The 21,613-nt window shown below is 38.6% G+C and carries 30 protein-coding genes; 4 read left to right on the forward strand and 26 right to left on the reverse strand.

From position 1 onward, the window contains the following. Positions 1-5: 5 nt before the first annotated feature. Positions 6-323, reverse strand: a complete 318-nt coding sequence (locus tag FW754_RS01720; protein WP_446323656.1) for a hypothetical protein — start codon at positions 321-323, stop codon at positions 6-8. 185 nt (positions 324-508) lie between these two features. Next, positions 509-661, reverse strand: coding sequence for a hypothetical protein (locus FW754_RS01725; protein ID WP_446323657.1), 153 nt, complete (start codon positions 659-661; stop codon positions 509-511). Between the two features lie 612 nt (positions 662-1,273). Between FW754_RS01725 and FW754_RS01730 the strand changes: the two genes are divergently transcribed. The 4 genes from FW754_RS01730 (at position 1,274) to FW754_RS01745 (ending at position 5,125) form a co-directional block, all read left to right on the forward strand. Beyond that, a complete protein-coding gene (locus FW754_RS01730; RefSeq protein WP_446323658.1) occupies positions 1,274-1,891 on the forward strand; it encodes a hypothetical protein in 618 nt (205 codons plus the stop codon). A gap of 37 nt (positions 1,892-1,928) precedes the next feature. Next, positions 1,929-3,437 (forward strand): AAA family ATPase, encoded by a 1,509-nt coding sequence (locus FW754_RS01735; protein WP_446323659.1) that lies wholly within the window; start codon positions 1,929-1,931, stop codon positions 3,435-3,437. Beyond that, a complete protein-coding gene (locus tag FW754_RS01740; protein WP_446323660.1) occupies positions 3,437-4,465 on the forward strand; it encodes a DUF4435 domain-containing protein in 1,029 nt (342 codons plus the stop codon). Before FW754_RS01735 ends, FW754_RS01740 begins: the two co-directional genes overlap by 1 nt. A gap of 258 nt (positions 4,466-4,723) precedes the next feature. After that, positions 4,724-5,125, forward strand: a complete 402-nt coding sequence (locus FW754_RS01745; protein WP_446323661.1) for a hypothetical protein — start codon at positions 4,724-4,726, stop codon at positions 5,123-5,125. Here FW754_RS01745 and FW754_RS01750 read toward each other — a convergent pair. The 24 genes from FW754_RS01750 to FW754_RS01865 all read right to left on the reverse strand — a co-directional run bounded on the left by FW754_RS01750 (position 5,122) and on the right by FW754_RS01865 (position 21,477). Further along, positions 5,122-6,138, reverse strand: coding sequence for a contractile injection system protein, VgrG/Pvc8 family (locus tag FW754_RS01750; protein ID WP_446323662.1), 1,017 nt, complete (start codon positions 6,136-6,138; stop codon positions 5,122-5,124). The two genes, FW754_RS01745 and FW754_RS01750, sit on opposite strands and share 4 nt — an antisense overlap. Then, on the reverse strand, positions 6,135-6,566 hold the full coding sequence (locus FW754_RS01755) for a phage tail protein (protein WP_446323663.1): 432 nt from the start codon (positions 6,564-6,566) through the stop codon (positions 6,135-6,137). Before FW754_RS01755 ends, FW754_RS01750 begins: the two co-directional genes overlap by 4 nt. A 9-nt stretch (positions 6,567-6,575) precedes the next feature. Continuing rightward, positions 6,576-9,083 (reverse strand): phage tail tape measure protein, encoded by a 2,508-nt coding sequence (locus FW754_RS01760; protein ID WP_446323664.1) that lies wholly within the window; start codon positions 9,081-9,083, stop codon positions 6,576-6,578. A 12-nt stretch (positions 9,084-9,095) separates the two neighbouring features. Then, entirely contained in the window at positions 9,096-9,197 is a 102-nt protein-coding gene (locus FW754_RS01765) for a GpE family phage tail protein (protein WP_227548118.1), read from the reverse strand. A gap of 11 nt (positions 9,198-9,208) precedes the next feature. Then, on the reverse strand, positions 9,209-9,583 hold the full coding sequence (locus FW754_RS01770; protein ID WP_446323665.1) for a phage tail assembly protein: 375 nt from the start codon (positions 9,581-9,583) through the stop codon (positions 9,209-9,211). Positions 9,584-9,630: 47 nt separating this feature from the next. Then, the gene (locus tag FW754_RS01775) at positions 9,631-10,137 is read right to left on the reverse strand and encodes a phage major tail tube protein (RefSeq protein WP_446323666.1); all 507 of its coding nucleotides are present in this window, start codon (positions 10,135-10,137) and stop codon (positions 9,631-9,633) included. Positions 10,138-10,139: 2 nt separating this feature from the next. Beyond that, a complete protein-coding gene (locus FW754_RS01780; protein WP_446323667.1) occupies positions 10,140-10,763 on the reverse strand; it encodes a phage tail sheath subtilisin-like domain-containing protein in 624 nt (207 codons plus the stop codon). Between the two features lie 14 nt (positions 10,764-10,777). Then, positions 10,778-11,875, reverse strand: a complete 1,098-nt coding sequence (locus FW754_RS01785) for a leucine-rich repeat protein (RefSeq protein ID WP_446323668.1) — start codon at positions 11,873-11,875, stop codon at positions 10,778-10,780. A 108-nt stretch (positions 11,876-11,983) separates the two neighbouring features. Then, positions 11,984-12,895: a phage tail-collar fiber domain-containing protein gene (locus FW754_RS01790; protein ID WP_446323669.1), complete on the reverse strand. Its 912-nt coding sequence runs from the start codon at positions 12,893-12,895 to the stop codon at positions 11,984-11,986. A gap of 13 nt (positions 12,896-12,908) precedes the next feature. Next, positions 12,909-13,433 (reverse strand): phage tail protein I, encoded by a 525-nt coding sequence (locus FW754_RS01795; RefSeq protein WP_446323670.1) that lies wholly within the window; start codon positions 13,431-13,433, stop codon positions 12,909-12,911. Further along, on the reverse strand, positions 13,426-14,322 hold the full coding sequence (locus tag FW754_RS01800; protein ID WP_446323671.1) for a baseplate assembly protein: 897 nt from the start codon (positions 14,320-14,322) through the stop codon (positions 13,426-13,428). Before FW754_RS01800 ends, FW754_RS01795 begins: the two co-directional genes overlap by 8 nt. After that, positions 14,319-14,687 carry a GPW/gp25 family protein gene (locus tag FW754_RS01805; protein ID WP_446323672.1) on the reverse strand — a complete coding sequence of 123 codons (369 nt, stop codon included), beginning with the start codon at positions 14,685-14,687 and terminating at the stop codon, positions 14,319-14,321. The genes FW754_RS01800 and FW754_RS01805 overlap by 4 nt, the downstream gene beginning before the upstream one ends. Then, a complete protein-coding gene (locus FW754_RS01810; RefSeq protein ID WP_446323673.1) occupies positions 14,684-15,238 on the reverse strand; it encodes a phage baseplate assembly protein V in 555 nt (184 codons plus the stop codon). Before FW754_RS01810 ends, FW754_RS01805 begins: the two co-directional genes overlap by 4 nt. Positions 15,239-15,322: 84 nt before the next feature. Further along, positions 15,323-16,162, reverse strand: coding sequence for a DNA adenine methylase (locus tag FW754_RS01815; RefSeq protein ID WP_446323674.1), 840 nt, complete (start codon positions 16,160-16,162; stop codon positions 15,323-15,325). Between the two features lie 44 nt (positions 16,163-16,206). Then, a complete protein-coding gene (locus FW754_RS01820; RefSeq protein ID WP_446323675.1) occupies positions 16,207-16,320 on the reverse strand; it encodes a hypothetical protein in 114 nt (37 codons plus the stop codon). Continuing rightward, the gene (locus tag FW754_RS01825) at positions 16,317-16,754 is read right to left on the reverse strand and encodes a phage virion morphogenesis protein (RefSeq protein WP_446323676.1); all 438 of its coding nucleotides are present in this window, start codon (positions 16,752-16,754) and stop codon (positions 16,317-16,319) included. The genes FW754_RS01820 and FW754_RS01825 overlap by 4 nt, the downstream gene beginning before the upstream one ends. Further along, the gene (locus tag FW754_RS01830; protein WP_446323677.1) at positions 16,751-17,149 is read right to left on the reverse strand and encodes a phage tail protein; all 399 of its coding nucleotides are present in this window, start codon (positions 17,147-17,149) and stop codon (positions 16,751-16,753) included. The genes FW754_RS01825 and FW754_RS01830 overlap by 4 nt, the downstream gene beginning before the upstream one ends. Positions 17,150-17,152: 3 nt before the next feature. Continuing rightward, positions 17,153-17,677, reverse strand: a complete 525-nt coding sequence (locus FW754_RS01835; protein WP_446323678.1) for a glycoside hydrolase family 108 protein — start codon at positions 17,675-17,677, stop codon at positions 17,153-17,155. A 7-nt stretch (positions 17,678-17,684) separates the two neighbouring features. Beyond that, entirely contained in the window at positions 17,685-18,059 is a 375-nt protein-coding gene (locus FW754_RS01840; protein ID WP_446323701.1) for a hypothetical protein, read from the reverse strand. Between the two features lie 38 nt (positions 18,060-18,097). Continuing rightward, a complete protein-coding gene (locus tag FW754_RS01845) occupies positions 18,098-18,301 on the reverse strand; it encodes a tail protein X (protein ID WP_446323679.1) in 204 nt (67 codons plus the stop codon). Further along, entirely contained in the window at positions 18,298-18,705 is a 408-nt protein-coding gene (locus FW754_RS01850; protein WP_446323680.1) for a head completion/stabilization protein, read from the reverse strand. Before FW754_RS01850 ends, FW754_RS01845 begins: the two co-directional genes overlap by 4 nt. 5 nt (positions 18,706-18,710) lie before the next feature. Beyond that, the gene (gene gpM / locus FW754_RS01855; protein WP_446323681.1) at positions 18,711-19,550 is read right to left on the reverse strand and encodes a phage terminase small subunit; all 840 of its coding nucleotides are present in this window, start codon (positions 19,548-19,550) and stop codon (positions 18,711-18,713) included. Then, positions 19,550-20,578 (reverse strand): phage major capsid protein, P2 family, encoded by a 1,029-nt coding sequence (locus FW754_RS01860; protein WP_446323682.1) that lies wholly within the window; start codon positions 20,576-20,578, stop codon positions 19,550-19,552. The genes gpM and FW754_RS01860 overlap by 1 nt, the downstream gene beginning before the upstream one ends. A gap of 17 nt (positions 20,579-20,595) precedes the next feature. Continuing rightward, complete coding sequence (locus FW754_RS01865; RefSeq protein ID WP_446323683.1) at positions 20,596-21,477, reverse strand: GPO family capsid scaffolding protein; 882 nt, start codon at positions 21,475-21,477, stop codon at positions 20,596-20,598. Between the last annotated feature and the right edge of the window lie 136 nt (positions 21,478-21,613).

The raw sequence follows: 21,613 nt of genomic DNA on the forward strand, positions 1-21,613 counted from the left end.
ATTTTTTACCCCTTCTCATTAATGGTTGAAAAACCACTGTTTATGAGATCGGATAATTCGTTGAAAAGAGACCAACTTTTTTCCGTGTTTTCAAGTATTAGAATCGCTTGAACTGCGCTTATACTTAAATTGAAGCAGTCAAATGATTGATTATAATGATAATCAATATCTGCTCTTAATTTTGACCAAATAATATTGGTTTCAATAAAGGTTTTATAAGACACATCTGGATTGATGAGATTATAAAGTTTTTTTGAAGAAACAAAAAAATGACGTTTATTGCTCTGTGGATTTTTGACCCTGAATATAATTTTTTTGATCATATGTCATACCCCGTACGATAGGACTGCATATAACAATCTTTACAACGAGCAGCCCACTTTTGAACACCGTTTTTCATGCCGTTTTTAAAATAAAATTCTTCGTCAAAAGGGAAGTAGTCGTTACACATGGGGCAACATTTTTCAGTGCCTAATTCGGTCTGAATATAGATTTTTCTAGGCATGACTTAGCCTCGTTTGTGTGAACGAAGAAAATTCAAAATTTGAGTACTGAGCTTTTGAGGTTGTGCAAAGTCAGACGCATGTAAGCGTTGAATGCAGAGTGTGTCTAGGTTTTGACATGCAGGTGCTGAATGCACACTTTTGTTTTGAGTGTTCATGGTCGTTTTCTCAGTGACAAGTTATAAAACCCATCATCATTACTTCTCACGGTAATGGTGACAGACTACACAGGGGTGAGAATACCGTTCACTGAGTACGGCCAGCACAAGGCTGCCCTGTATAGCCTGCCATAACGACTGACTAAACAGTAGGCAAAAAAAATGCCGCATAAGCGACTTTGTTTTGCGCTCAGTGATAATAAAACAGGTTCTCACGCCCGTTCACAGTTTCGCTGTGATATGGACAATATAATTTAATTTTTATTTATTGCAAGTGTTTTTATTAAATCTGTTTGTCTTGAGTTGGTTTGAATTTTTAATTTCGGTTATTTGCATTCTTTTATTATTCTATTTAATTATTCTATTTAATATAGAAGAAAAGTTCATTTTGACACTTCCCATTGGGTCATAATGAACCATATCATTGTGTCAATATGAGCTGATTCATCGTGTCATTTTTTATAATAAATTGTATTTTATTTTCAATATAAATTAATAGAGTTTTTAAAATATCTATAATATTGGATTTTAGTTGAATGGTATACTTAACATTGTGAATTTGTGAGAGAATGCAGGAAATTTAATATAAAAGCAGTAATAGCTTAGAAACTTATGACAAAGAAATTTAATTCACGTTTAGTGGAATGGGTAAATGAGTTAGGGCAAGACCGACTCAAAGAAATGAAAGCATTAGAAAAACGAAAAATAAAAGGTTCAGACGCATTTTCTGATGCTTTAAGTTATATCCATCTACAAAAAGATTTTGCCTGTAATGATTATGAACTAGCAAAGCAAATCTTTGATGGGATTGTAAGCGAGCTTTCAAAATTACCTACAAAAAAATGCCCTTTCTGTCAGGGAAAAATGGTCAATAACAGTGATGCCATAATTTTAAAACCATATATGGAAAGCTTTTGGCTTTCTGAATCTAAGGGTGTTTACCATACTCGTTGTAATGCATATGCATGGCTTGGAAATTTTACGTGGTCTTGTTATGAATGTGAAACCGTTGAAACTCATCCACCAAAAGAAACTGCGAAAGTTTGGTTAAGTACGCCAGAAATACGAAAGAAGAAAATCTTTGCCAGTTCTGTTTTTAGAAAATTCCCAGAAGTTGAAGCTATGAGCTTGGAAGGTATGGCTGGGCGTGGGTGGCTAATTAAATTCAATGAGAGTTGGTATAGCAACTGTAGGGTTAAGGGTGAGTTGGTGCGATTGTGGATGTTGTAATTTATTATCATATATTTATAAAACTGGAATTATTTAAATGAGTGAAATTATTTTAGAGAGATTTTCTATTCATGGTTTGAATGGGGAGTATAATGTTGACTTAAAAGTTGTTGATAATAAAAAAATCATTGTGGCTGAGAATGGAAGTGGGAAAACTACAATATTAAATATTTTGTATTTGTTCTTAACAGGAAATGAAAAAATATTTAATTATGATTTTTATTATATTGAGATTGTTGTCAATGGTGAGAGTTTTAAGTATTATAAAGAACTGCTTAAAATTGTCTTAAATCATGATATTATAATAGATTTTGAAAATATAGATTTTTCTAACATTAAGAAATTTTCTAATAATATTTTGAAGATTGAAGGTGTAGATAATAGGGTTGCTGCAGTATTATTTTTAATTTTTTTCTGTAAAGAGCATCAGGATGATAATATTGGAAGGATGGGATTTAAAAGAGACTACTATAAATCAGCAATAACAGCAAAAAAACTAATAGATGATATTTTTAGTGTTTATAGGTTAGAGTCTGTTGATTTTAACTATAAGGATCTACAGAAGAATATTGATGATTTATTTTATGTAAAAATGGAGGATTTTAATTTAATATGGTTGATAGATGAAATAAAAAATGAGAGAGCATTATTTGATAGGTTTAAAGATTTAAAAATAATTTATTTACCAACCTATCGTATGGTGGAGCATAGTATTTCTTCATTTAATAATGATAATGAAGAGGATTTTGAATATAATTATTATGATGATGATGATGTTGAGAAATATCTAGAAAAAAAAGAAATGAAATTTGGAGCAAAGGACATTGAAAAAGTTTGGTTAAGTTTATCTAATAAAATTAAGGCTTCAACATCTGAAGGATTTTTTAAAACTTCTGCCTCTTTGATAAAAAATATTATCAATGATAGAAAGATAAGAAAGGTAGAGGTTGTTAATTTAATTAAAAATAAGAAATCTATTGATAAGGTCATATCTAGATTAGATAAAGATGTTTTTAATGATAAGGATAGGAAGAAAATTAAAGATTTAATTAATAATGATTTTAAAGAGTGTATTAATGATTCGTCCCTATTTTATGTTTTAGATAATATGGTAACGATTTATGATGGGCAAAAAAATATAGATGAGGCTATTGATAATTATTGTAAGGTTGTAAATAAGTTTTTGATAAAAAAGAAAGTTGTATTTAATGATCAAAATTCCGAAATTTATGTACTAAAAGATAATAATAAGAGAATTAGTGTTGAAAAACTTTCATCAGGTGAAAAACAGTTGCTGTTAATATTTACTAAATTATATTTGACTAATATTAATGGTGATGAAAAAGATGATGAGAAATATTGGATTATTTATGATGAACCAGAGATTTCATTATCCATAGAGTGGCAGATATTACTTCTTCCTGAAATTTTGAATTCTAATAGATGCCAGTTTTTGATAAGTGCTACACATTCACCATTTATCTTTAAAAATGATCTGAGAAAATATGCCAGTGATTTATCTTTAGAAATTGAGGAGATTGACTAATGGGTTCAATGGAGATTAGTCGTCTAGATTTTATGGATAATATGTTGAATGATGAATCTGTAATTTTTCAGGACTTTATGAATTTTTATCGGGATCATGAAAATAAAGTAATTTTTTTCTTAGAGGGTGATGATGATATTGATTATTATCTAAATAAAATTCAAAATAAATTTGGCGAATATGATAATAAATGGGTTGAGATGTCTTGTGCTGGACGATCTAATGTAGTTCAGATAATCAAGGATTTACATGAACATACTAAGCAGGAATATAGAAATTGTAAACATTTTGGTATAATTGATAAAGATTATAATGAAGTGTCTGATAATGAATTTCCTGAAAAAATCTATATTACACCATGTTACTCAATTGAAAATTTCTATGTTTCAAAAGATTTTTTTAAAAAAGTAGTCAATTTTAAATTTCATTTAAACGGAAAAGAAGAAAGAAATAATGATTTTCAAAGGTGCTTAGAAAACTTTGAGTATGTTAGAAATGATTTTATTGATAAAATTTTGGAGTTGGATAAGTATTTGAGATGTAATAGAATTATGTTTGATCTTAAAGCAATTGATTCTAAAATAAATGCTCGTCAATTGAAATTAGGACAGTTGCTTGATATTACACTTACTGGTGTGGAATTAAAATCTGATGTTCTAGGTTTTATGAAAAAGAAAATTGAGGATTTTAATTTAGAAGCATTAAAGGAATCTAATGATTTTTATCTAGAGAAACCTCATGATGATTTAGCTATGTTAATTCGTGGGAAATTTATGTTTTACTTTATTACTCAATATTTATATAAGTTGAGAAATGATAATTTAAATAAAAATCCTCAAATTTTTGTTGATTCAAGTGAGAATGATAAAAAGAAGGGAGATGATAAAGTAAAGATGCAAAAAACAAAGTTATCTTTCAATATTGAGAATCCAGATTTGTTTTCAGCACTTTCTGATTATGCTGATAGCCCAAAGTGCTTAGTAGATTTTTTGGAGAATGCTGCAAATAACACCCTTGAGTCTGTGTAAAAATTAAACTAAGGAGATCTAATGTTAGATTTATTGATAAAAATTTTACCTATTTTTCTAGCATTAGTCCCCTTTTTAGTATGGTTAGACAAATCTAAGCGGTTCACTCACAGAAGAAAGTTTTATTTAAATAGATTAGAAGCCGTAAAGGAGTATTTAGATAATTAGTATAATTCTGATAAAGAAAAAATTGAAAAGGACAGTGCCGCACAAGCATTAGTATGTTCTGAAAAAATAAGTCACTTAGAAGTGGATTATGTGATAAAAGAATTCCCTCAACGTTTTTTCCTAATGATTAAAAAGTTAATTACAGCTCGTCATTTTATAGATACAGTGTTTGTTGATGATAAAATTATGCTTACAGCTAAATCATTAAAGAAAAGTTATAAGAAAAAAAGGTTTCTCTTAGCATGCAGTTATTTTTCTTCTATCATTATAATTCCATTAAATGAAATTTTAGTTTTCATTATTAATAAGTATAGTTGGTTTACTCCTTTTGTTGTTGAAGATTGGTTATTAGTTGTTGGAGTTGCTAGTACCCTTATTTTCGGTACTGGTATTGCTATTATTTCAGGGCTTCTATTTGTTGGGATTGATGCTGCAATAGAAATTTATGATGATTTAAAAGTAATATATGTTCCTAGGAATTCAGATAACTAAAGACCAGTTTCAAGTTCTAATTGTGTTGTCAATCCACCACTTTTAGCATAGTTATGTGTGGCTTTTTCTACAATCCATTTCAATTGATCAATTTCCTTTTTAAAACCATCTAGTTTGACAGGGGACTCGGTGCTGATTTCAGGCATACCCAATGCAAGGTTGATACTGAACTTTGCCATTTGCCGTTTGATCTCTGCCATTTTTGCATCTGTCGCACGTTGCGCTTCTTCTTTACTGGCAAATGTGCCTTTGATGACTTTGGTTTTGGTTGTTGGATCGTTGCCACCACCACGTTTTTCGGGATTGCCTGAAGTGACTCGTTTACGTGTTGCTTTGCCTAGATCTTGATAACTTGCAGAAACACCAGTGTAATCTGATTCCCGATCTTGCTCGTTATAACGGAACTGATCACCATCGTTCCTGGTCAATGTGATTGAAGATAAATTTTGACCTGAAGCAGATTTGGCTGTACCTGCTTGGAAGATGAGTATGCGATCTTTCTTTACCGCCATTTCTGCACCATTTTGTTTGGCTAACCGTGCCAAAAGGTTGAGATCCGACTCATTCGTTTGATCGATATGATTTAAATTGATGGATTTTAATGTTGCTGTCATGACGAGTTCTAACGCATGCTTTCTTGCAATTTCTGTGGCAACTTCGCCAAAGGTTTTACGATGATATGACTTAGATTGCGCCACTTTTAGATTGCTTTTAAAATTGGCACTAGAGGCTTTGACTGTGATTTGATCAGGCGTACCTGACCATTCAGTTTCATCGACAATAAAGTCGCCTTTATCATGCAGTTCTTCACCGATAAAACCCATTTTACAATTCAGTCTTACGCCTCGTTTGGGTAACTCTAAAGTGCCATCACTGTCATCGAGCACGATGCTGAGTTCATCTGCCTCATTTGCACGATTATCGGTTACCGTTACACTGATAATTCGGCTGAGAATTAGGTCATTTAAAGGCTTGTTGTCTGCAGTAATGAGGCAGATTGGTGTCTTGATCATGTCACCACCTCATCGATGGTTTCAGGTGCTGTTTGCTCCTCGATGCGTTCGTCATCGGTACGGGAAAGTTTTATGGTGAAATCGACTTTTCGAGGGACGCCATTGTCTAAAAGGTAAGTCTTGGTTTCGTCAATATTGTCGATGACATAGACACCGTATAAATAACCGCTACCATCCATCAAGACAAAGCCTTGACCTGTACTTGCCATGGTTGCGAGTTCATCAACCGCATAGCGATAACCGAAACCATACTCTTCATAAATGAGACCAGGTAAAGTAATGGTATCCGAACCTACACCTGTATATTGTTTTTTGGCTCTACCTGAAGCCACTTCATTTTCTGCATATTTCCACGCACGTTGTCGCTGAATTTCAGTAAAAATCAAGGTATCGATTTTAAATAAAAACTGTCCGAGGCTCATTAACATGGTCTGATCCTAGTCCTGGTCGCTATAACTGCGGTTTTGAGATGAAACGACAGATTGTTGCCAATTCTTTAATTTTTGATCCATCAATGCACCGACCGCTTGAGTATCTGATACGCCTGAAATATGAATCTGTGCAGGGGCAAAATGATTTACCGAGGTTTTTGCTTGTGGCAAACGTAAGGGCACAATCGGCTGAGTTTGAATGGTTTTGGTTGGGACAATGTTTGCAGCAGCCGAGGTACTCAATTGAGGAATTTGTGGAATCTTGGGAATATTCACAAAGGGGATTTTATTGAGCCCCGTCGTCAGCGTATTGACCGCATCAATCACTAAACGAATGGGTGACAGTAAAAAATCGACAATACTTGCACCAATGGACATGACACCACTTTTAAAGCTTTCCCATGCGCTCATTGCCAAGCCAACAAAGATGACAATTTGAGCAGCAGTTTCGCCCAACCATCTACCAATGGTCATAAAGGCTTCAGTAAAAATTCCGATTAAAGCACCAATAAATAGCCCTAATGCTTGACCGTAATTGGTGGCATTTTGAAGTTCCTGATTGGAGGCTTGCATAGGTGATAGGATTTCACCTAGTACGCCTTTAAAAACAGTCCATGCCCCAACCAAGGCATCCCATACAGGTTGTAAGGGTGCTAGGGTGCTTTTTAGGTTATTAAAGGCTGTACGGAAGGTGTCTATGAGTGGAGCAAGCCCCATTTTTATACCATCCCAAAAGCCTTTAAAAAAGGCTTTGATTGGACCCCAATATTTATAGATGACAAATGCGACTAGGGCGATTGATGCAATAATCCAAGTCAAAGGATTTGTGAGCAGGGCAACTGCCATAGCACGTAAGCCGACAAGCAATAATGGAATAGCTCGACTCGCTAAGAATGTAATGGCTCGACTGACCAATTGAATACTTTTTGCGATTAAGTTGAATCGGGACGGTAAACCAATACCTAATTTGCCTGCGACAGTACGAATGACAAACATTAAGATGGCAAGTTTGGTTATGCCTGCAATGACACCTACAATTGCGCCAAAAAATAGATTGGTGGTGTATTTCAGTCCAAGCATTGCCACTTTAAATATGATCAATTGCATCGCAATTTTGGCGATGGTACGCACAAGTTCGGGATTGGCTTTTGCCCATGCACTGATTTTTTCTGCAATCTCACTGATTCGATTTACAAATACTTTTAAATCAGGTGCAATCGCTGTCACCAAGTCGACCATGACATTGGTCATTGCACCTTCAGCTTGTTCCCATAGGTTTTTTAATGTACCGAGTTGCTCATTAATTCGGGTTTGTAAATCTGCCTGACGATTCATTTTGTCGATTGTTTCGTCATAACCTTTTTTATTTTTTTCGATCAACAAATTCAAGATTTGCATATTTTCAGCATCATTACCGAAAATGTCTGAGATGATGCCATTCCGTTGTTGCGTGGTGAGTGATTTGAGTTGATCGAGTTGTTTAAACATATTGTCTAAACCACCAAACTCACCTTTGCCATCACTAAAATTGAGTTTTAATTTTGTACCTTTTAATGCCTTATCAATTTTAGATTGATCTAACATTGCCTTAAAGGTTTTCGTCAAGGCATTACCTGCACTACTTAAATCGGTCATGCCACTTTGATCTGCCATAACCAAAAGGGGGGCCATTGCTTTAGAACCCTCAAGACCTGCTTGCTTGATCATTTTCATGCCTGCACCTAGTTTGGCAAATCCACCGAGCATATTGGTTGGATCTACGCCTAAATAGGCAGTACGTTGAATGGTATCCATTAAGCTCAACATATCTTTTTCAGACGTTTGCGTGGCATCTTGCATTTTGGCGGCAAAGGTTGCAGCTTCATCAAAGGGCATTTTGAGCAGTACGGCAAGATTCCCTGCAGCTTCACCAGTTCCGCCTAAAATAGATTTGAAACTAATGCCTTGTTGCACTAGGTTCGCCATCATCAATTGGAAGTCTGCATTTGAACCAGGAAGACGTGCACCTAACTGTGTTGCTAACTGATTGATTTTTTCAAACTCAGGTGCGACTTTGCCTGTACTGTCCATCATGGATACTTTTAGTTTTGTACTGGCTTCTTCAGCTTCTGCAAAGGCTTTGATGGGGATAGAAGCTGTATAGCCGATGCCGACTAAACCCATGGCGGTCGTTTTAAATTCGGCTCGCATGTTTTGACGACTTTGTTTTAATTGGGCATCCCATTGTTTGGTTTTATTCAGTACTGCCGTGAGTGCATGATCGACATGACCGTACTCTGTTACTAACATTTTGGTTGCTGAACGCATAGCATGAGAATTTTTTTCGGTTTGCTTTAAGCTTTGGCTATAGCGCTGCGTATTTGAACCGCCTAAAGTTTGATTTAAGCGGTCTAGGCTGTGTTTGAGATCATCAATTGAATTTTCGGTACTGTCTGAATACTGCCGAATCATTTTAAGAGGGCGAGTAGCTTCATCCACGATGGTTAAAATTGCACTTAGACTGAGACTACTCATGTATATACCTGTTCAATGATTGACTTCAGAACGAGCACGTGCTCGTTCATTCCATTGCATTAATTCTTCTATTTCCCAATGTTCACAGTCTTTTGGTGTCCAATGGAAAACCACAGCAATGTTTGCTATGACGTCATCAACGTTGCTTGGGATTTGGCTTTCGCACTGACTAAAAAACTCGTAAGTTCCACGGTTAAAGTGGTGTAGTCGGATACATCCATGGCATTTAATTCAGCGACATTGAGAGCAGGTTGTGTAACTCGAGTCAGTACCGTATTGACTGCATTGATTTCCCACTTGAGTACGTCTTGTAAACTTAAATTGCGTAAGGTACCGACGTTGGGTTTACGGATTTGAATTTCTGTAATCTGAATATCACCACGCTTGATGGGATTTTCGAGAATGGCTGTTTTGACATTCGGATCTGTAATGGTTTCAGTATTCAGTTCTTGAGACGATTGTTCAGTTTCTTGAGAAGTACTTCCAGTTGCTTTAGTCATGATTTTCTCGGATTTAAATATAAAATTAAGGGGTGTAACTTGGTCTGTTAAAGACCAAGGAGTTTTTTGATATCGGCAACAAGATCACTGTCACCAAAGCGTTCAACACCTCGAATGAAATCGAGTTCAACTTCAACCACGCCATCGACTTCCATACGGAAGTAGGTGTAGTTGTAAGTCATTTTAATTTCAGTTTTATCGCCATTTTTTGATGTACCAGGATCAAGTTCTAATGCTTGGCCACGCATATAAATTTCGACATTTTGAATGGTGCATGTGTCTTGGTTTTCATAGATACCAACATAGCGCACAGGTAAATCATTGGTTCCACAGACCCCCAATTGGCGGTATTGTTTGACATCAAAACCTGCATAAGTGACTTCACCTTCCATCTTTTCATAGCCCATGGCTAAAGCGATATCACCGATCATGCCTGCACCACGGAAGTCTTCGGTCTTTTTGGTGATTTTTGGGATGTTGAAGCTTTCGGCTACCGTTGCCCATGAATGCATATTGACGAAGACATTAAAATTTTTAAGCGTTCTTGGTAACATGCTTAAACTCCTTCTGCTGTATTTGCGCCATTGATCATCTGTGCAAAATCGACCAAGTAGCGTCCTGTGATGCGTTGGTTTAAGCCTAGATTTTCAAGCGGTGGAACAGGGGTGTAGTCATAGTCGACCCACATTTGCCCTTGCTGTAATTGGGTGGTTGAGTTTTCATTGGCGTCATACCAAACCGAAGCACCTAGTAAGCGTTTAGCACCGACATGTTCTTGAAGCTCTGCATGAATTGAGTCGATAATGTCTTTGGCTAAAAAAGGCGTTAACGGTTCATCGACAAAGGGAAAACAGCCATTAATGATGGTGTCGAGTAGAAATTGAGCCGTTCGTGTAGACACCTCAAAGGCAAAATTAGGATCTGAAGAACAAGTACGATTGCCCCAAAAGCGGAAACCTTGATGCTGAATGAGGGTGGTGATTTCTTGGCTATTTAAATACCCTGCATCGGTATCGGGATCTTCTAAATCCCATGTGATCGGGCGACTGATCCCTGTTGGACCCGTCACAGGAATATTTGAAAGTGATTTGTGCCAACCGACTTTTTTATCAGTTTCAGCACGAAGAGCAGCTGCTGCTACAACGGCAGAGAGAATGCCTGGTCCGTATTCTAGAGTCATAATTTTTCCTGATTCTATGCAATGGGTTGAATGAGACTAGCGTAAATACTCCATTGCGCTTTATAGGCTGCAACAGAAGCTGCAGGGACATAGATTTGCGCTAATGGATTGCCATTGAATGATGCAAAGGTTGTACTGATCTGAGGCGGTATAGGATTTAAGCTAGTGACGGTGGTAATTTGATTCGATGCAAAGGCATAGTTATCAAGTGTTATTAAGTTTTTCGGTAAAACCACACTGGTAATAGCGTTTTGAGCGAGTGCATTTTGTTTGATTCTTTTTAACGAATCAGGGAATACAAGATGACCTTCGATCTGATTATCGAAAAATGATTCATCGCCTAAAGTCTCAACCCCTTCATAGACTTGAATATGGGTAATATTTTGATGACTAAATTCTTGGTATTCAGCGATTTGACCATATTTGGTATGAACAACACCCCCAATGGTGTAATCGATGCGTCCGCCATCGGGATCGGGGAGGGAGCCTGAACCATCGTCAGGCTGGGACTTTCCCAAGAAAACATTACCACTAGTAAACTCAGGCCAAATGAGCATGATTTCACGATGAGAAAGGGTGTCTCGATAGGCTGTCACTTCTTGCATGGTTTCAAGCATGACACCAAATTCATCACGAGGGGTGACATAAGAAAATGCACGTAATTTCTTATTTACTGCTGCAAGGGCTTGAACGACATCGGGCGTTTCAACGTCAGGCGCAATGGTGATTTTAGGTGTAATGCCTAAGATAGATTTTGCGGTAAGTAGGGCTTGAATACCTGTTCGTTGACCGTTATCGAGCGTAGTACCAATCACTAAACTTTGATTTAAATCTTCATCTTTAAACGGATCTGCGATACGTACAACCACTAAAGTCGGTGAGGTAATGGCAGACATGGTTTCTAAAGCAGCTCTTAAATTTCCCTCAGTACCTGAAGCGGTAAGTGCTCGATTGATGGATGTCACTAAAGTCGGTGTGTCGAGTGGAAAAATATTGTCATCTGCATCATCTGAAAAGGCGATGAGTCCGATGACATTGGTGTCCGCATCTCGCATTGGGATGATGCCTGACGTGGGTTCTTTCTTGGAAATCCCGTGATGGAACTCAGCCATGATTACTCCAAATATGTTGTTTTGACAGATTTGAAATCATCATGCTGTGTCAGCTTTTATTATTCTATAAGCTGAATCCTGTTTAAGACTTAAACAGGATTTTAGAATTTAGGTCAAACGAATCCAAACATCGATCACAATCGAGCTTTGAATGATGTAAAGCGGTTGGTTCGCGCCTATTTCTGAGGTATTTTGTCTAAATAATCCATCTGTGGTTTCATCATTTGCAAAGCCATGGCTATCACCGATACGGGTTGAATCAGGAGGGGATGAGCCACCCGGCCAACCTGTGACAAAATTCAATTTGAACTTCGGAAGTTCATCTGTTGTTAATGTATGTGTATTTGAGCCTCCAGTGCTACCGATGTTTTTCATCCATGACGGTGCATCTTCATCTGTCGCTCGGCTGATTAAAGCATGCCCATCACCAAACTTTTTCCATGTGCCATAGCCTTTGTGCTGAGCGACTTCATTTGAGTTATTGAATAATAATGTGGTGATAAAAGGATCACCGATGGCGATGTCATGCCGTTTCAATATCATTTCTTTGAAAATATTGAGTTGATCTAATACCCATTGTTTGTTGGCCGTGACGATATTCGGATCAATTTGAACTAAGACTTGTGCGCCTGAATCGGCTTTGATATCGGTGACAATTTCAAGTTCACCGCCTGCACCTTCAGCAATGGCAGGCTTATAAGCACCATGAAAATTGGCAATATAAACCAGTTGTCCTGTCGTATCGATAAAGCCATATTCATGCATATTGAAACCACCGATATTGGCTTCAATAGTGGCAGAAACTCGGGCAATTTGTCCGATGACCTTCACAGATTGAATGGGAACTCGGGCACGTTCATTGACTAGTGTGGTTCGGCTTTTTTGCGTGATAGGCTCATACGGTTGATTGTTGGCGTCACCAATCACCATTGAAGTCAGTTCAATACTGACCACATTATGCGCCTGTGCAATGAGTGATGAACCATAGTCGGTCAGCGTGACATAGTATTTTGCAGCCATAATTCAGACCTTTTTAAAGGGTAGATAAATAAACTTTTGCGCCCGTATGTGATGCACCCACCACATTGAAATGACTTTCTGTTTTCACTTTTGCCGTTATTGAATAGGCATCTCGAGCAGATTTTGTGGCTTCAATAGCCGTTAATATTTGCAGTAGTTGATCGATACTGAGTAAGTACGTGGTCGGAATATTGACGATAAAGGTGAAGGGCAATTGTTTGGGGCTGAACTCATGCCATGCGGTTAATTGAAAATGCGGTACCACGGTCGACAGTAAACTTTTAATGGACGATTGGGTTCCACGTTGAGCGTTGAAAGCCTTACTCTCTGTGATGGCATTGCGCTTTTGTGACTCGTCCCAATTGGGTTGCCAATATTCGACACGGTGCTCCCATGCAAGCCATGGTAAGTGAGCAACAGGGCAAAGATGAATGCGATGTAAATTAATAAAAGGGACGGGAAGTGCAGTAATTTTTTCACCAAGCTGCTCTATGTTTTTTTCAAGTTTTGTGGCGTTGGGAGGGAGGAGTTTAGACATCTCTGAACTCCGTGATGGTGAGTGAAACATCCACACACTTGGCATAACGACTTTTGGCTAAAATGATGTCATTTGCAGGGGATGTGAGAATGACATTTTGAACACCTGCGACATGAAGTGCATGAAAAATTCCGCTACGAGTCACGTCATAACCCAAAGCATTGACCATTTTAATGTAGGTGTTGAGTGCCTCTTCAGCAGTCGTTTGAACCACAGCAGAATCGGGACCAGGGAATAAAACCAAAGTGGCGTTGACTGACCATTCAAAGGGAGTGGCTGCCTTTACGCTGACATAGTCTGTAAAAGGACGTCTTGTCGCAGGGTCGAGTTCTTTGTCGACTGTTTGGAGTAAAGTGTGTGGGGCAATATCATGCAGATGGCTTTGCACAAAGACGTTGACATAGCCTGCTGATGGCGTTTCGACTGCAATATCTTTGACATGACCGTGTGCGCCTAAACCCCAAAACTGATATGCACCGACTGAACCTGCTGACTTACTTTCAGGCTCTAATTGCACTCTACGACGTAAATCTTCATCTGCCTCCATAACGGCTTCGATTGGGGGATTGGCCGTAGGATTGGCTTCAATAATGGTTTTACGGTAAACATTTCGGTTTGCTGCTAAATGGTCTAAATCTGCACCTTGTGCGTATGCCAACATGAGTGCTTTGGCTTTGGCGTTAATTTGAGATGTTTTAAGTAATAAACGATATGCGAAGGTTTCGAGTACTTTCACAATGGGTTCACTTTCAAAGTCTAAAACGGCTTCAAGTTCAGGATCTCGTGCAATAACGTCCTGTTTACATGCCAATAGCTCCGCTTCAAAGTCGAGTTGCTCAATCACATTTGGAAAGGGTAAAGCAGAAAGGTCGATACGGTTTGCACTCATGCAGCTGCTCCAATAATAAATTCTTGTTTGACCGTCTGAGTCCCGACCATCGTTTTGATATTGCCTAAAATAGTAATGAGCCAATACCCCACAGCATGAGCCGATTGGCTGACTTGGACTTGACTGATTTTGATACGAGGCTCAAAGCGAATGAGGGCAGTTGCTGAGGCATTCATAATTTGAAGTCGGGTAAAGTCATTGCACGGTTGATCCACTAGGTGCGGAACAAGTGAGCCGTAATTTCTTCGACATAAGCGAGTGCCGATTAGGGTACTGAGAATGTCATGGATAGATTGGTATAAATGTTCGGGAAATGAATCATGATCTGTAATCGCTTTACCTGTACTGCGATGCATGCCTTTCATGGTGTTGGGTCTCCTGAAATATCTGAGCCACCTTTGACACCTAATGTTTTGTGCTTGGTCAGACTAATACTTTGAGCGATGACATCGATGTCCGAGGTGATCTCTTGTTGGGCATGAATGCCTTGGGTTACAGCCAAGTCTTGGAGAATATTGACCTGTCCTGTAAATTCAGTTTCAGCAACATCAAAGGTGCATTTATTCAGTTTAAAAACAGCCTCACCTGAAGCGACATTGACCATAAAAAAATGGTCACCTAATTGGATGTAAACTTCGTCAGGATGGGTGCTTGGGGGAGGGAATTTGTCTGAAAATAAACTGATTTGCGGTACTGCACTGGTCAGCTCACCACCTTGTGCTGTCACAGAAAATTGTTCTCCTAACGATGGGCATCGCCAAATTTTGACGACACCTGCAGCCATCGTTGGAATGGGTAACCAATCCGTTTCATTTTCATCAATCTTTAAGCGAATTTTCCACGCTGAAGCATCGACTGCAATGACAGTCCCAATACTGGATAGGTTTTGAAATTGGCGTAAAAGTTGATTGCTCATAATGATTTAAACGTAAAAATGCCCATGCTTGAAAGCATGGGCATTTTGTTTTTAAAGTGCGAGAAGTTGAATCCTGTTTAGGGCTTAATCAGGAATTTTAAAATTGGTGATAATGATTTCTTTACCATTATTTTCATCTTGAGATTGGCAATTTAAAGACCAACGAATTTTTTTAGTTTGAAAGTAAAAACCTTTAAATAACTCACGCACCTCAGGGACATCATTTAGGCTCAGAATAAACTTACCTTGAATATTTCGTAAAATTTCATTCAGTTTTGCAAAGTCTTCACGGCTAAAAATATCTTTACCATAATAATTTTCGCAGTTGTAATAGGGTGGATCTAAATAAAACAGGGTGGTCGGTCGATCCATTTTTTGAATTAAGGTATCAAAGTTACGATTTTCGATATTTACTTTTTGCAATCGATGATGGATTTTCGATAAAGCTGATTTTAATTCATCGCCCAGCTTTAAATGTGGTTTCCGCTCAACATGAGAGAAAAAGTTAGGTTCAGCAATTTTTGCACCAAAGCACGTTCGTAATAAATAATAAAAACGAGCTGCTCGTTGAATATCGGTTAATGATTTTGAGTTAGAGGCTTTGAGTCGTTCAAACTCATCACGACTGATCAATTGAGTTTCAAACTCTTGTACCAGGGCGTCAGGATGATATTTAAAAACACGGTATAAATTGACCAAGTCGCCATTAATATCGTTGATGGTTTCAAGCTTTGAGGCAGTTTTCTTGAAGAGCACCCAACCTGCACCGCCAAATACTTCGCAGTAATGATGATGCTCAGGCATCATGTCAATAATGGTTCTAGCCAACTGAGATTTACCACCGAGCCATCCTGAAAAAGAATGACCTGAGGCATTATAGGTTGGTTGCGATACTTCAATGTTGGGGTTAGTTTTCGGGGACATAATGTCGACTCCGTTGGTAGCTCAAGGCTATCTAACCTGACGCTCTAGGCGTTCCAATGATTAAGCACTCGGCATCGAGTGCATTTGATTTCTAGGTGTACTGTTATTTTTTCAATACGACCGAGTAATTTTCCACATTTACATCTGAGTTCAATCATATTCTAAAGAATCTCTCTAACTCTGTTTCAACCCATTTTTGATCTGCTTGACTAAAACCGACCAATTCACGAATAGGATATTTAGTCGGTTTTGCACGATCAGTCGGGCGGATCGTTCTACCTTCTTGATGTACTTTGGCAATGTATGCTGAACGTCCACCAAAACCGATAGAGGCTTTTTCTGCTGAATATTCGGTTTTTAATCGTTGGCCAATCTTATTAAACATTGTGCCTTTACGTTTAATATTTCCTATTTGATCTCTTTTTCTAGGGGTGAAACGATTACCGTTCGGTTCTTTTTGCTGCTTAATTCGATCTTTGAAGCGAACTCTTAACCCTTGAGCCAAACGACGCATGAGTTCCCGACGTTGAGAGGGTTCAAGATGTTGAAGGAATTGATCAAACCAACGATCTAAAGCAGCAAAAGAATTCATGATTCGGATCCTTTAGGAAAGAAGCCACCTTTTGAATCGCTCCATACTAGTTCAGGGCAAATATGATAACTGTCCTCATCCATAACGATTTTATCTCTTTGTGGAAAATCAACTTCAAGATCAAAAGTATCAGTATCAATAATTTCAGAACTAAATGAAATTTGAAGGTCATTGCCCGTCGGATCTAAATGCAAATGTTGAGATTTAAGCCACCGACGGATCTGCATAATCACTTCAATCGGATCAGAGCGATAATCTAGAAATAAAAGCCGAACGGTGTAATCCATATAACCTTTTGCTTGAGTGCCATTTACAATAAATAAATGGCATTTATCAGCAGTCATATTCGGCAGTTTATCTTGTAAAAATGTTTTTAAACCGATCAGGGCGATCATGATTTAATTATCCACTGCAGCATAATTGAGTTGACCTGCAACACGTAAAGTCCAGCCTTTGCCGTAACGTGGCCAAGTGCTTAAACTGGTGTAGTACTTCAACCGTTCTGCATTAAATTTCAATAAAATATCATTTAATTCAGCTTTGTTGATGGCTTGGATGGTGAGATTACCGATGATGCCATCATCCAATACACCGACTGCCAGTTGTAGTTTTCGTTTAGCCGTTCCCATGCCTGCATTAATGGCAAAATCCCAGACCTGAAAAACAATTGCAGGATTGATTTGATCAGCATTGATCTTGTCCCACCAATCACGTTTATAGATTTGTTTGGCTTGAACCAGAGTTAAATTTTTAATATCGAGATCGGGATAAGTCATGGCAGAAATACCATACTTTGTGCCTTTGAGTTCCCCTTTACCAATAACACCTGTTGTCCAGTTGCCACGGTCTTGTCGATCATTGGTAAATTTACCTTCGTGACCAATGAGACGTTCAAAGGCTTGATCAAATGTAAGTGACATCATGATTTCCTTATTTGTTAAACATGGCTGAAAATGCAGCTTTGACTTCAATAATAATTTCACTGAAAGTTTTGCCTTTGAGTAACTGCATGGACTGATACCAAATCCCTATCAGCAACATGCCAAATACGGCAAAAAGCAACATTACAAAACCTTGGGTCATGTGTGAATATTGCTGTAATTGGTAATATTCAATACATGCAGCTCCACCATATAAGCTGATAGTGACACTGATCGAAAACTTTAAAATTACACCGATAGTGATTTTTATACGACCTTGGGTATCGATATCACCACTTAAAATGAGAGCGAGAATTGCACCCATGATCGCTGCAATAATTTTTAAAAGCCAAGGTAATCCCTTTATTGACAGCGGATCATTCATCGGTTTCCCCTTGAGGAAAGTTAAGCGTTCAAACATAACTAATCCCATAATTTGATGGTCTGTGGTCGTTGAGCTTGTACGAGTTCAGGTAAATGAATCACTTGATGTTCTGCTAAAACGACTTGTTGCAAAGTTGAATTTGCTTCAAGTAGGGCAGGTAACATCACCACCGACTGATTGCCGTAATAGCGATAAGCAATGGAGTCCAAGGTATCGTTTTGCATGGCTTTGATTTGATTCATATTAAAGTCACCCGATTGCGCTTGGGTCTGCCTTTACTGATTAATTTACCGATGCTGTAGTTGACTGTTCGACGTAAAGCTTGCGTTTTGACTTGTTGATTTTCGCCACGGCTTTGACCTGTTGTTGTGGTATCAAAATCTAAATTATCTTCACAAATCAGTGCAGCAGCTTCATAGCACACTGCACGTTTGTAATATCGAATCTCAGTTTCAGTTTCGATATGGATGAGTAGGGTTTGATCATTGATGTTGTCCATCGCAAGCATGATTTTTTCAGTCAGCAGTACTTCACCCTTGGATTGGTCTAAACGCACCTGTGCCAACAAATCTGAAATGCTGATATTGGGACGCATTGCATCAGGATTTTCGACTTCATTATCAGGTACAGGTGCATTTAGTAACATTTGACTTACTCCGTTGCCGTTGCTGTATCAGTCGCATTGGAGTCGGTGGACGCAGGTACTGAGGCATCGGCAGTTTGATCTGCAGATGTATCAGCCTGCGAGCCGACAGTGGCGTCGGGAGACGACTCGGTTGTTTGCTTCGTTAATAGTTTTTCAAGGGCTGTGAGGTCTTTTTTACAGCCGACTTTACTATCAAGTCGCAAGGCATTTTTATACGCATTTTGTGCTTCAATCGGTTGAGCATCTTTCAATGCATCGCCCAATGCACGGAAGATTTTGGCACGGGCTTGGTCGACCATTTGCTCACCGACACCCAGTTCAATGATTTTTTTAATCAATTCAGCATGAGCAATGGCAAGGTCGGTATCATCACAAAAATCGATAGCAGATTGTTCTGTGACAAATTCAGCAATACCACGGGCATGTCCTTCAGGCATGACCATTTCATTTAAGATGGCATATTCAGCAATACGCACCGCAAGTTCATATTCACCTGCATCGACAGCCCAAATCATTAAAGTCACTAATGTTGTATTTTGCGCTGAAGGGGAAACCGCTAAACAGCCGTCGATATAACCTAAATATTCAGGAAGCCATTCTTTCTTCTTGGCAATTTTTTCCTGAGTGGATTTGGTGTCTTTCAATTGGTTCAGGTGATTGAACAAGCGCAATTCAATGTTTGCCGTAGGTGTAGCCGAATCAGTGTTGGCTTTTAAAACAGCACTTTCAGGCTCAATACCCATAATCACTGTTTTTTTTCGTAGGCGTGGATCAGGGCTTTGCGCTTGTTTTTGTGCTTTGATTGCAAGCATTTTTTCACGATGTTCACGCATTGAATTTGACATTATGGTTGTACCTCAATATTTTCGATCAGCACACACTTGGTATAGTCTTCGACCACAAAGTCTTCATTGACAGATTGGAAGTCGACTGCACGATCCCACTCAGGTTGTTCTGCAATAGAACGCACCAATGTGCCTGACTGAAGATAAATAGACAGGTTTTTAGGATGTGTAATTAGAATGGTTTTGGCAGGGAAGTTTGGAACATGCATGGCTGGCAAAGTACCCAATTGCTTATTTGCATAAATGGTCCGTGCAGCCAATTGTTCTGTTGGATCTTGAATAGTATTGAGCAGTGGTAAGTATTTATCGCTGAGTACGCCACGACCACAAATTGCCACTAAGCCACTTTCACGGTGTTGTACGGCAATGTATTCTTCAACCGCATATTCAACCAAGCCATCAAGTGTTTTGAATTCTTGAGCTGCACCAATTTTGGTGACCAATTTACCTGTACCGTCATCAATCCCTTCGTAATGTTGCTCAGGTGCAATATCACGAATTTTTTGCAACCATCCTTTTTTAACATCTTGTAAGAGGGGATTGGCTACACGGTCAGACGTGGGTGCTCGATATACACCATTCCAACCAATACACAGCTTATCTAATGCAATGGCATTGATGACCATGGCTTGAAGCTTGGATTTAAATTCTGGGTGATGTTTCCATGCATTGAGTAGTGACCAATAATAAGCAACGTCATAATTGGTTTGAGTACAGTCATATTCGTCCAATAAATCGAGCGTACCGACTGCTGTAGGTGTACGTGCTTTGACACGGGTATCTGTGGTACCTGCAATGGTGGTACCGATGAGCAGACCAATTTTTTGACCTTTGGCATTATCGACGGGATAAACATTAATCTGCTTTAAAAAGTCGGCAGACTCTTGATAGGCAGCAATGATTTTTTGTTCAGGTACAGGCTGTACGGCAAAACTATTTTTAACATCTTCTACCTGATTGGCACGGGCAATATCTGCCATGTAAGCGGATAATTTTGTACGTGCGATGGGACTAAGAACGACTGACATAATTGAAAAATTCCTTATTAATAATCAACACGGTCAGCATCACCGCCTGCGGCTGCAGGTGCGTTATTGACAGGAGTCGTTGAAAGTTGAGTAATTTGAGTTTGTAAACCCTGAATCGATTGTAAAATCGGTGCGAGTGCTTGGCTTAAAGCATCATGCGGTGTGGTGGGTTGTTCAGTGTTTTGAGTCACAGGTGCGGTGACAGGTGGAGTTACTTCCGCAGGGGCTGAATTTAATGTTTTAAATTTTTCATTTAATTCAGTAATACCATTCAATGCGGTAACTAAGCCTTGCGTCACTACGGCCTGAAAATCATCGGGCTGTGCTGCAGGTTTCGGTTGGCTCGGTGATAGCATGGTTTTTAACTGCTCAAAAAAGCCTTTTTGATCTGTTGGAACTGAATTGTTTTGTTCAGTTGGAGCTGTCAGTGACATATAAATCTCCGAATCGGGTTGAGTACGTAATGAAAATTGATTGGATGAAAACTTAACGGCTTGAGTTCCCAAAGAGGCAGGTTGATCAGTCATGCCAAGACCGACTTGATAGGCTTTATTTGTCCCTGCAAAATTTCGGTAAAACTCAATGGAGGGATATATTTTTTGTCCATTTTTATTCATGGCCACAAAATTGGGTAAGGCAGAAATCGTGTTGTATAGACAAAGCTTTCCATCTTCTTCAACCGCTTCAACTTTGATGATGTCTCCATAGGCATTGAATGGTGGTTCAGGTGACCAACCTGCAAAATGCTCAATGTTGATGCGCCCTGCATAATGTTGAGGATTGTATGTCTCAGCCATGTCTTGAATTTCTTGGCGGTTCAATTCACGACCATCGACCGTTTGACCTTCACGGGCAACTCGAAAGCGTTTTTCTACACGTCCTTCTCCTGGTAGTCCCATTCTTTAAATTTCCATCTATGTTTCTGATGTATGCAGTCTGCTTGTGATGACAGGAGGGTCGCAACGACCTGAATCCTGTTTAACGCTTAATCAGGATTTTGTTATTCGTTGAAAATGAACACATAGCGCTACATTA

The sequence above is a fragment of the Acinetobacter sp. 1207_04 genome, from assembly GCF_052850415.1.

Excerpts from the sequence above, each read along its gene's own strand:
- FW754_RS01720 (WP_446323656.1), bottom strand. The coding sequence starts at position 323 with ATGATCAAAAAAATTATATTCAGGGTCAAAAATCCACAGAGCAATAAA.
- FW754_RS01725 (WP_446323657.1), bottom strand. The coding sequence starts at position 661 with ATGAACACTCAAAACAAAAGTGTGCATTCAGCACCTGCATGTCAAAAC.
- FW754_RS01730 (WP_446323658.1), top strand. The coding sequence starts at position 1,274 with ATGACAAAGAAATTTAATTCACGTTTAGTGGAATGGGTAAATGAGTTA.
- FW754_RS01735 (WP_446323659.1), top strand. The coding sequence starts at position 1,929 with ATGAGTGAAATTATTTTAGAGAGATTTTCTATTCATGGTTTGAATGGG.
- FW754_RS01740 (WP_446323660.1), top strand. The coding sequence starts at position 3,437 with ATGGGTTCAATGGAGATTAGTCGTCTAGATTTTATGGATAATATGTTG.
- FW754_RS01750 (WP_446323662.1), bottom strand. The coding sequence starts at position 6,138 with ATGATCAAGACACCAATCTGCCTCATTACTGCAGACAACAAGCCTTTA.
- FW754_RS01755 (WP_446323663.1), bottom strand. The coding sequence starts at position 6,566 with ATGTTAATGAGCCTCGGACAGTTTTTATTTAAAATCGATACCTTGATT.
- FW754_RS01760 (WP_446323664.1), bottom strand. The coding sequence starts at position 9,083 with ATGAGTAGTCTCAGTCTAAGTGCAATTTTAACCATCGTGGATGAAGCT.
- FW754_RS01770 (WP_446323665.1), bottom strand. The coding sequence starts at position 9,583 with ATGACTAAAGCAACTGGAAGTACTTCTCAAGAAACTGAACAATCGTCT.
- FW754_RS01775 (WP_446323666.1), bottom strand. The coding sequence starts at position 10,137 with ATGTTACCAAGAACGCTTAAAAATTTTAATGTCTTCGTCAATATGCAT.
- FW754_RS01780 (WP_446323667.1), bottom strand. The coding sequence starts at position 10,763 with ATGACTCTAGAATACGGACCAGGCATTCTCTCTGCCGTTGTAGCAGCA.
- FW754_RS01785 (WP_446323668.1), bottom strand. The coding sequence starts at position 11,875 with ATGGCTGAGTTCCATCACGGGATTTCCAAGAAAGAACCCACGTCAGGC.
- FW754_RS01790 (WP_446323669.1), bottom strand. The coding sequence starts at position 12,895 with ATGGCTGCAAAATACTATGTCACGCTGACCGACTATGGTTCATCACTC.
- FW754_RS01795 (WP_446323670.1), bottom strand. The coding sequence starts at position 13,433 with ATGTCTAAACTCCTCCCTCCCAACGCCACAAAACTTGAAAAAAACATA.
- FW754_RS01800 (WP_446323671.1), bottom strand. The coding sequence starts at position 14,322 with ATGAGTGCAAACCGTATCGACCTTTCTGCTTTACCCTTTCCAAATGTG.
- FW754_RS01805 (WP_446323672.1), bottom strand. The coding sequence starts at position 14,687 with ATGAAAGGCATGCATCGCAGTACAGGTAAAGCGATTACAGATCATGAT.
- FW754_RS01810 (WP_446323673.1), bottom strand. The coding sequence starts at position 15,238 with ATGAGCAATCAACTTTTACGCCAATTTCAAAACCTATCCAGTATTGGG.
- FW754_RS01815 (WP_446323674.1), bottom strand. The coding sequence starts at position 16,162 with ATGTCCCCGAAAACTAACCCCAACATTGAAGTATCGCAACCAACCTAT.
- FW754_RS01820 (WP_446323675.1), bottom strand. The coding sequence starts at position 16,320 with ATGATTGAACTCAGATGTAAATGTGGAAAATTACTCGGTCGTATTGAA.
- FW754_RS01825 (WP_446323676.1), bottom strand. The coding sequence starts at position 16,754 with ATGAATTCTTTTGCTGCTTTAGATCGTTGGTTTGATCAATTCCTTCAA.
- FW754_RS01830 (WP_446323677.1), bottom strand. The coding sequence starts at position 17,149 with ATGATCGCCCTGATCGGTTTAAAAACATTTTTACAAGATAAACTGCCG.
- FW754_RS01835 (WP_446323678.1), bottom strand. The coding sequence starts at position 17,677 with ATGATGTCACTTACATTTGATCAAGCCTTTGAACGTCTCATTGGTCAC.
- FW754_RS01840 (WP_446323701.1), bottom strand. The coding sequence starts at position 18,059 with ATGAATGATCCGCTGTCAATAAAGGGATTACCTTGGCTTTTAAAAATT.
- FW754_RS01845 (WP_446323679.1), bottom strand. The coding sequence starts at position 18,301 with ATGAATCAAATCAAAGCCATGCAAAACGATACCTTGGACTCCATTGCT.
- FW754_RS01850 (WP_446323680.1), bottom strand. The coding sequence starts at position 18,705 with ATGTTACTAAATGCACCTGTACCTGATAATGAAGTCGAAAATCCTGAT.
- gpM (WP_446323681.1), bottom strand. The coding sequence starts at position 19,550 with ATGTCAAATTCAATGCGTGAACATCGTGAAAAAATGCTTGCAATCAAA.
- FW754_RS01860 (WP_446323682.1), bottom strand. The coding sequence starts at position 20,578 with ATGTCAGTCGTTCTTAGTCCCATCGCACGTACAAAATTATCCGCTTAC.
- FW754_RS01865 (WP_446323683.1), bottom strand. The coding sequence starts at position 21,477 with ATGGGACTACCAGGAGAAGGACGTGTAGAAAAACGCTTTCGAGTTGCC.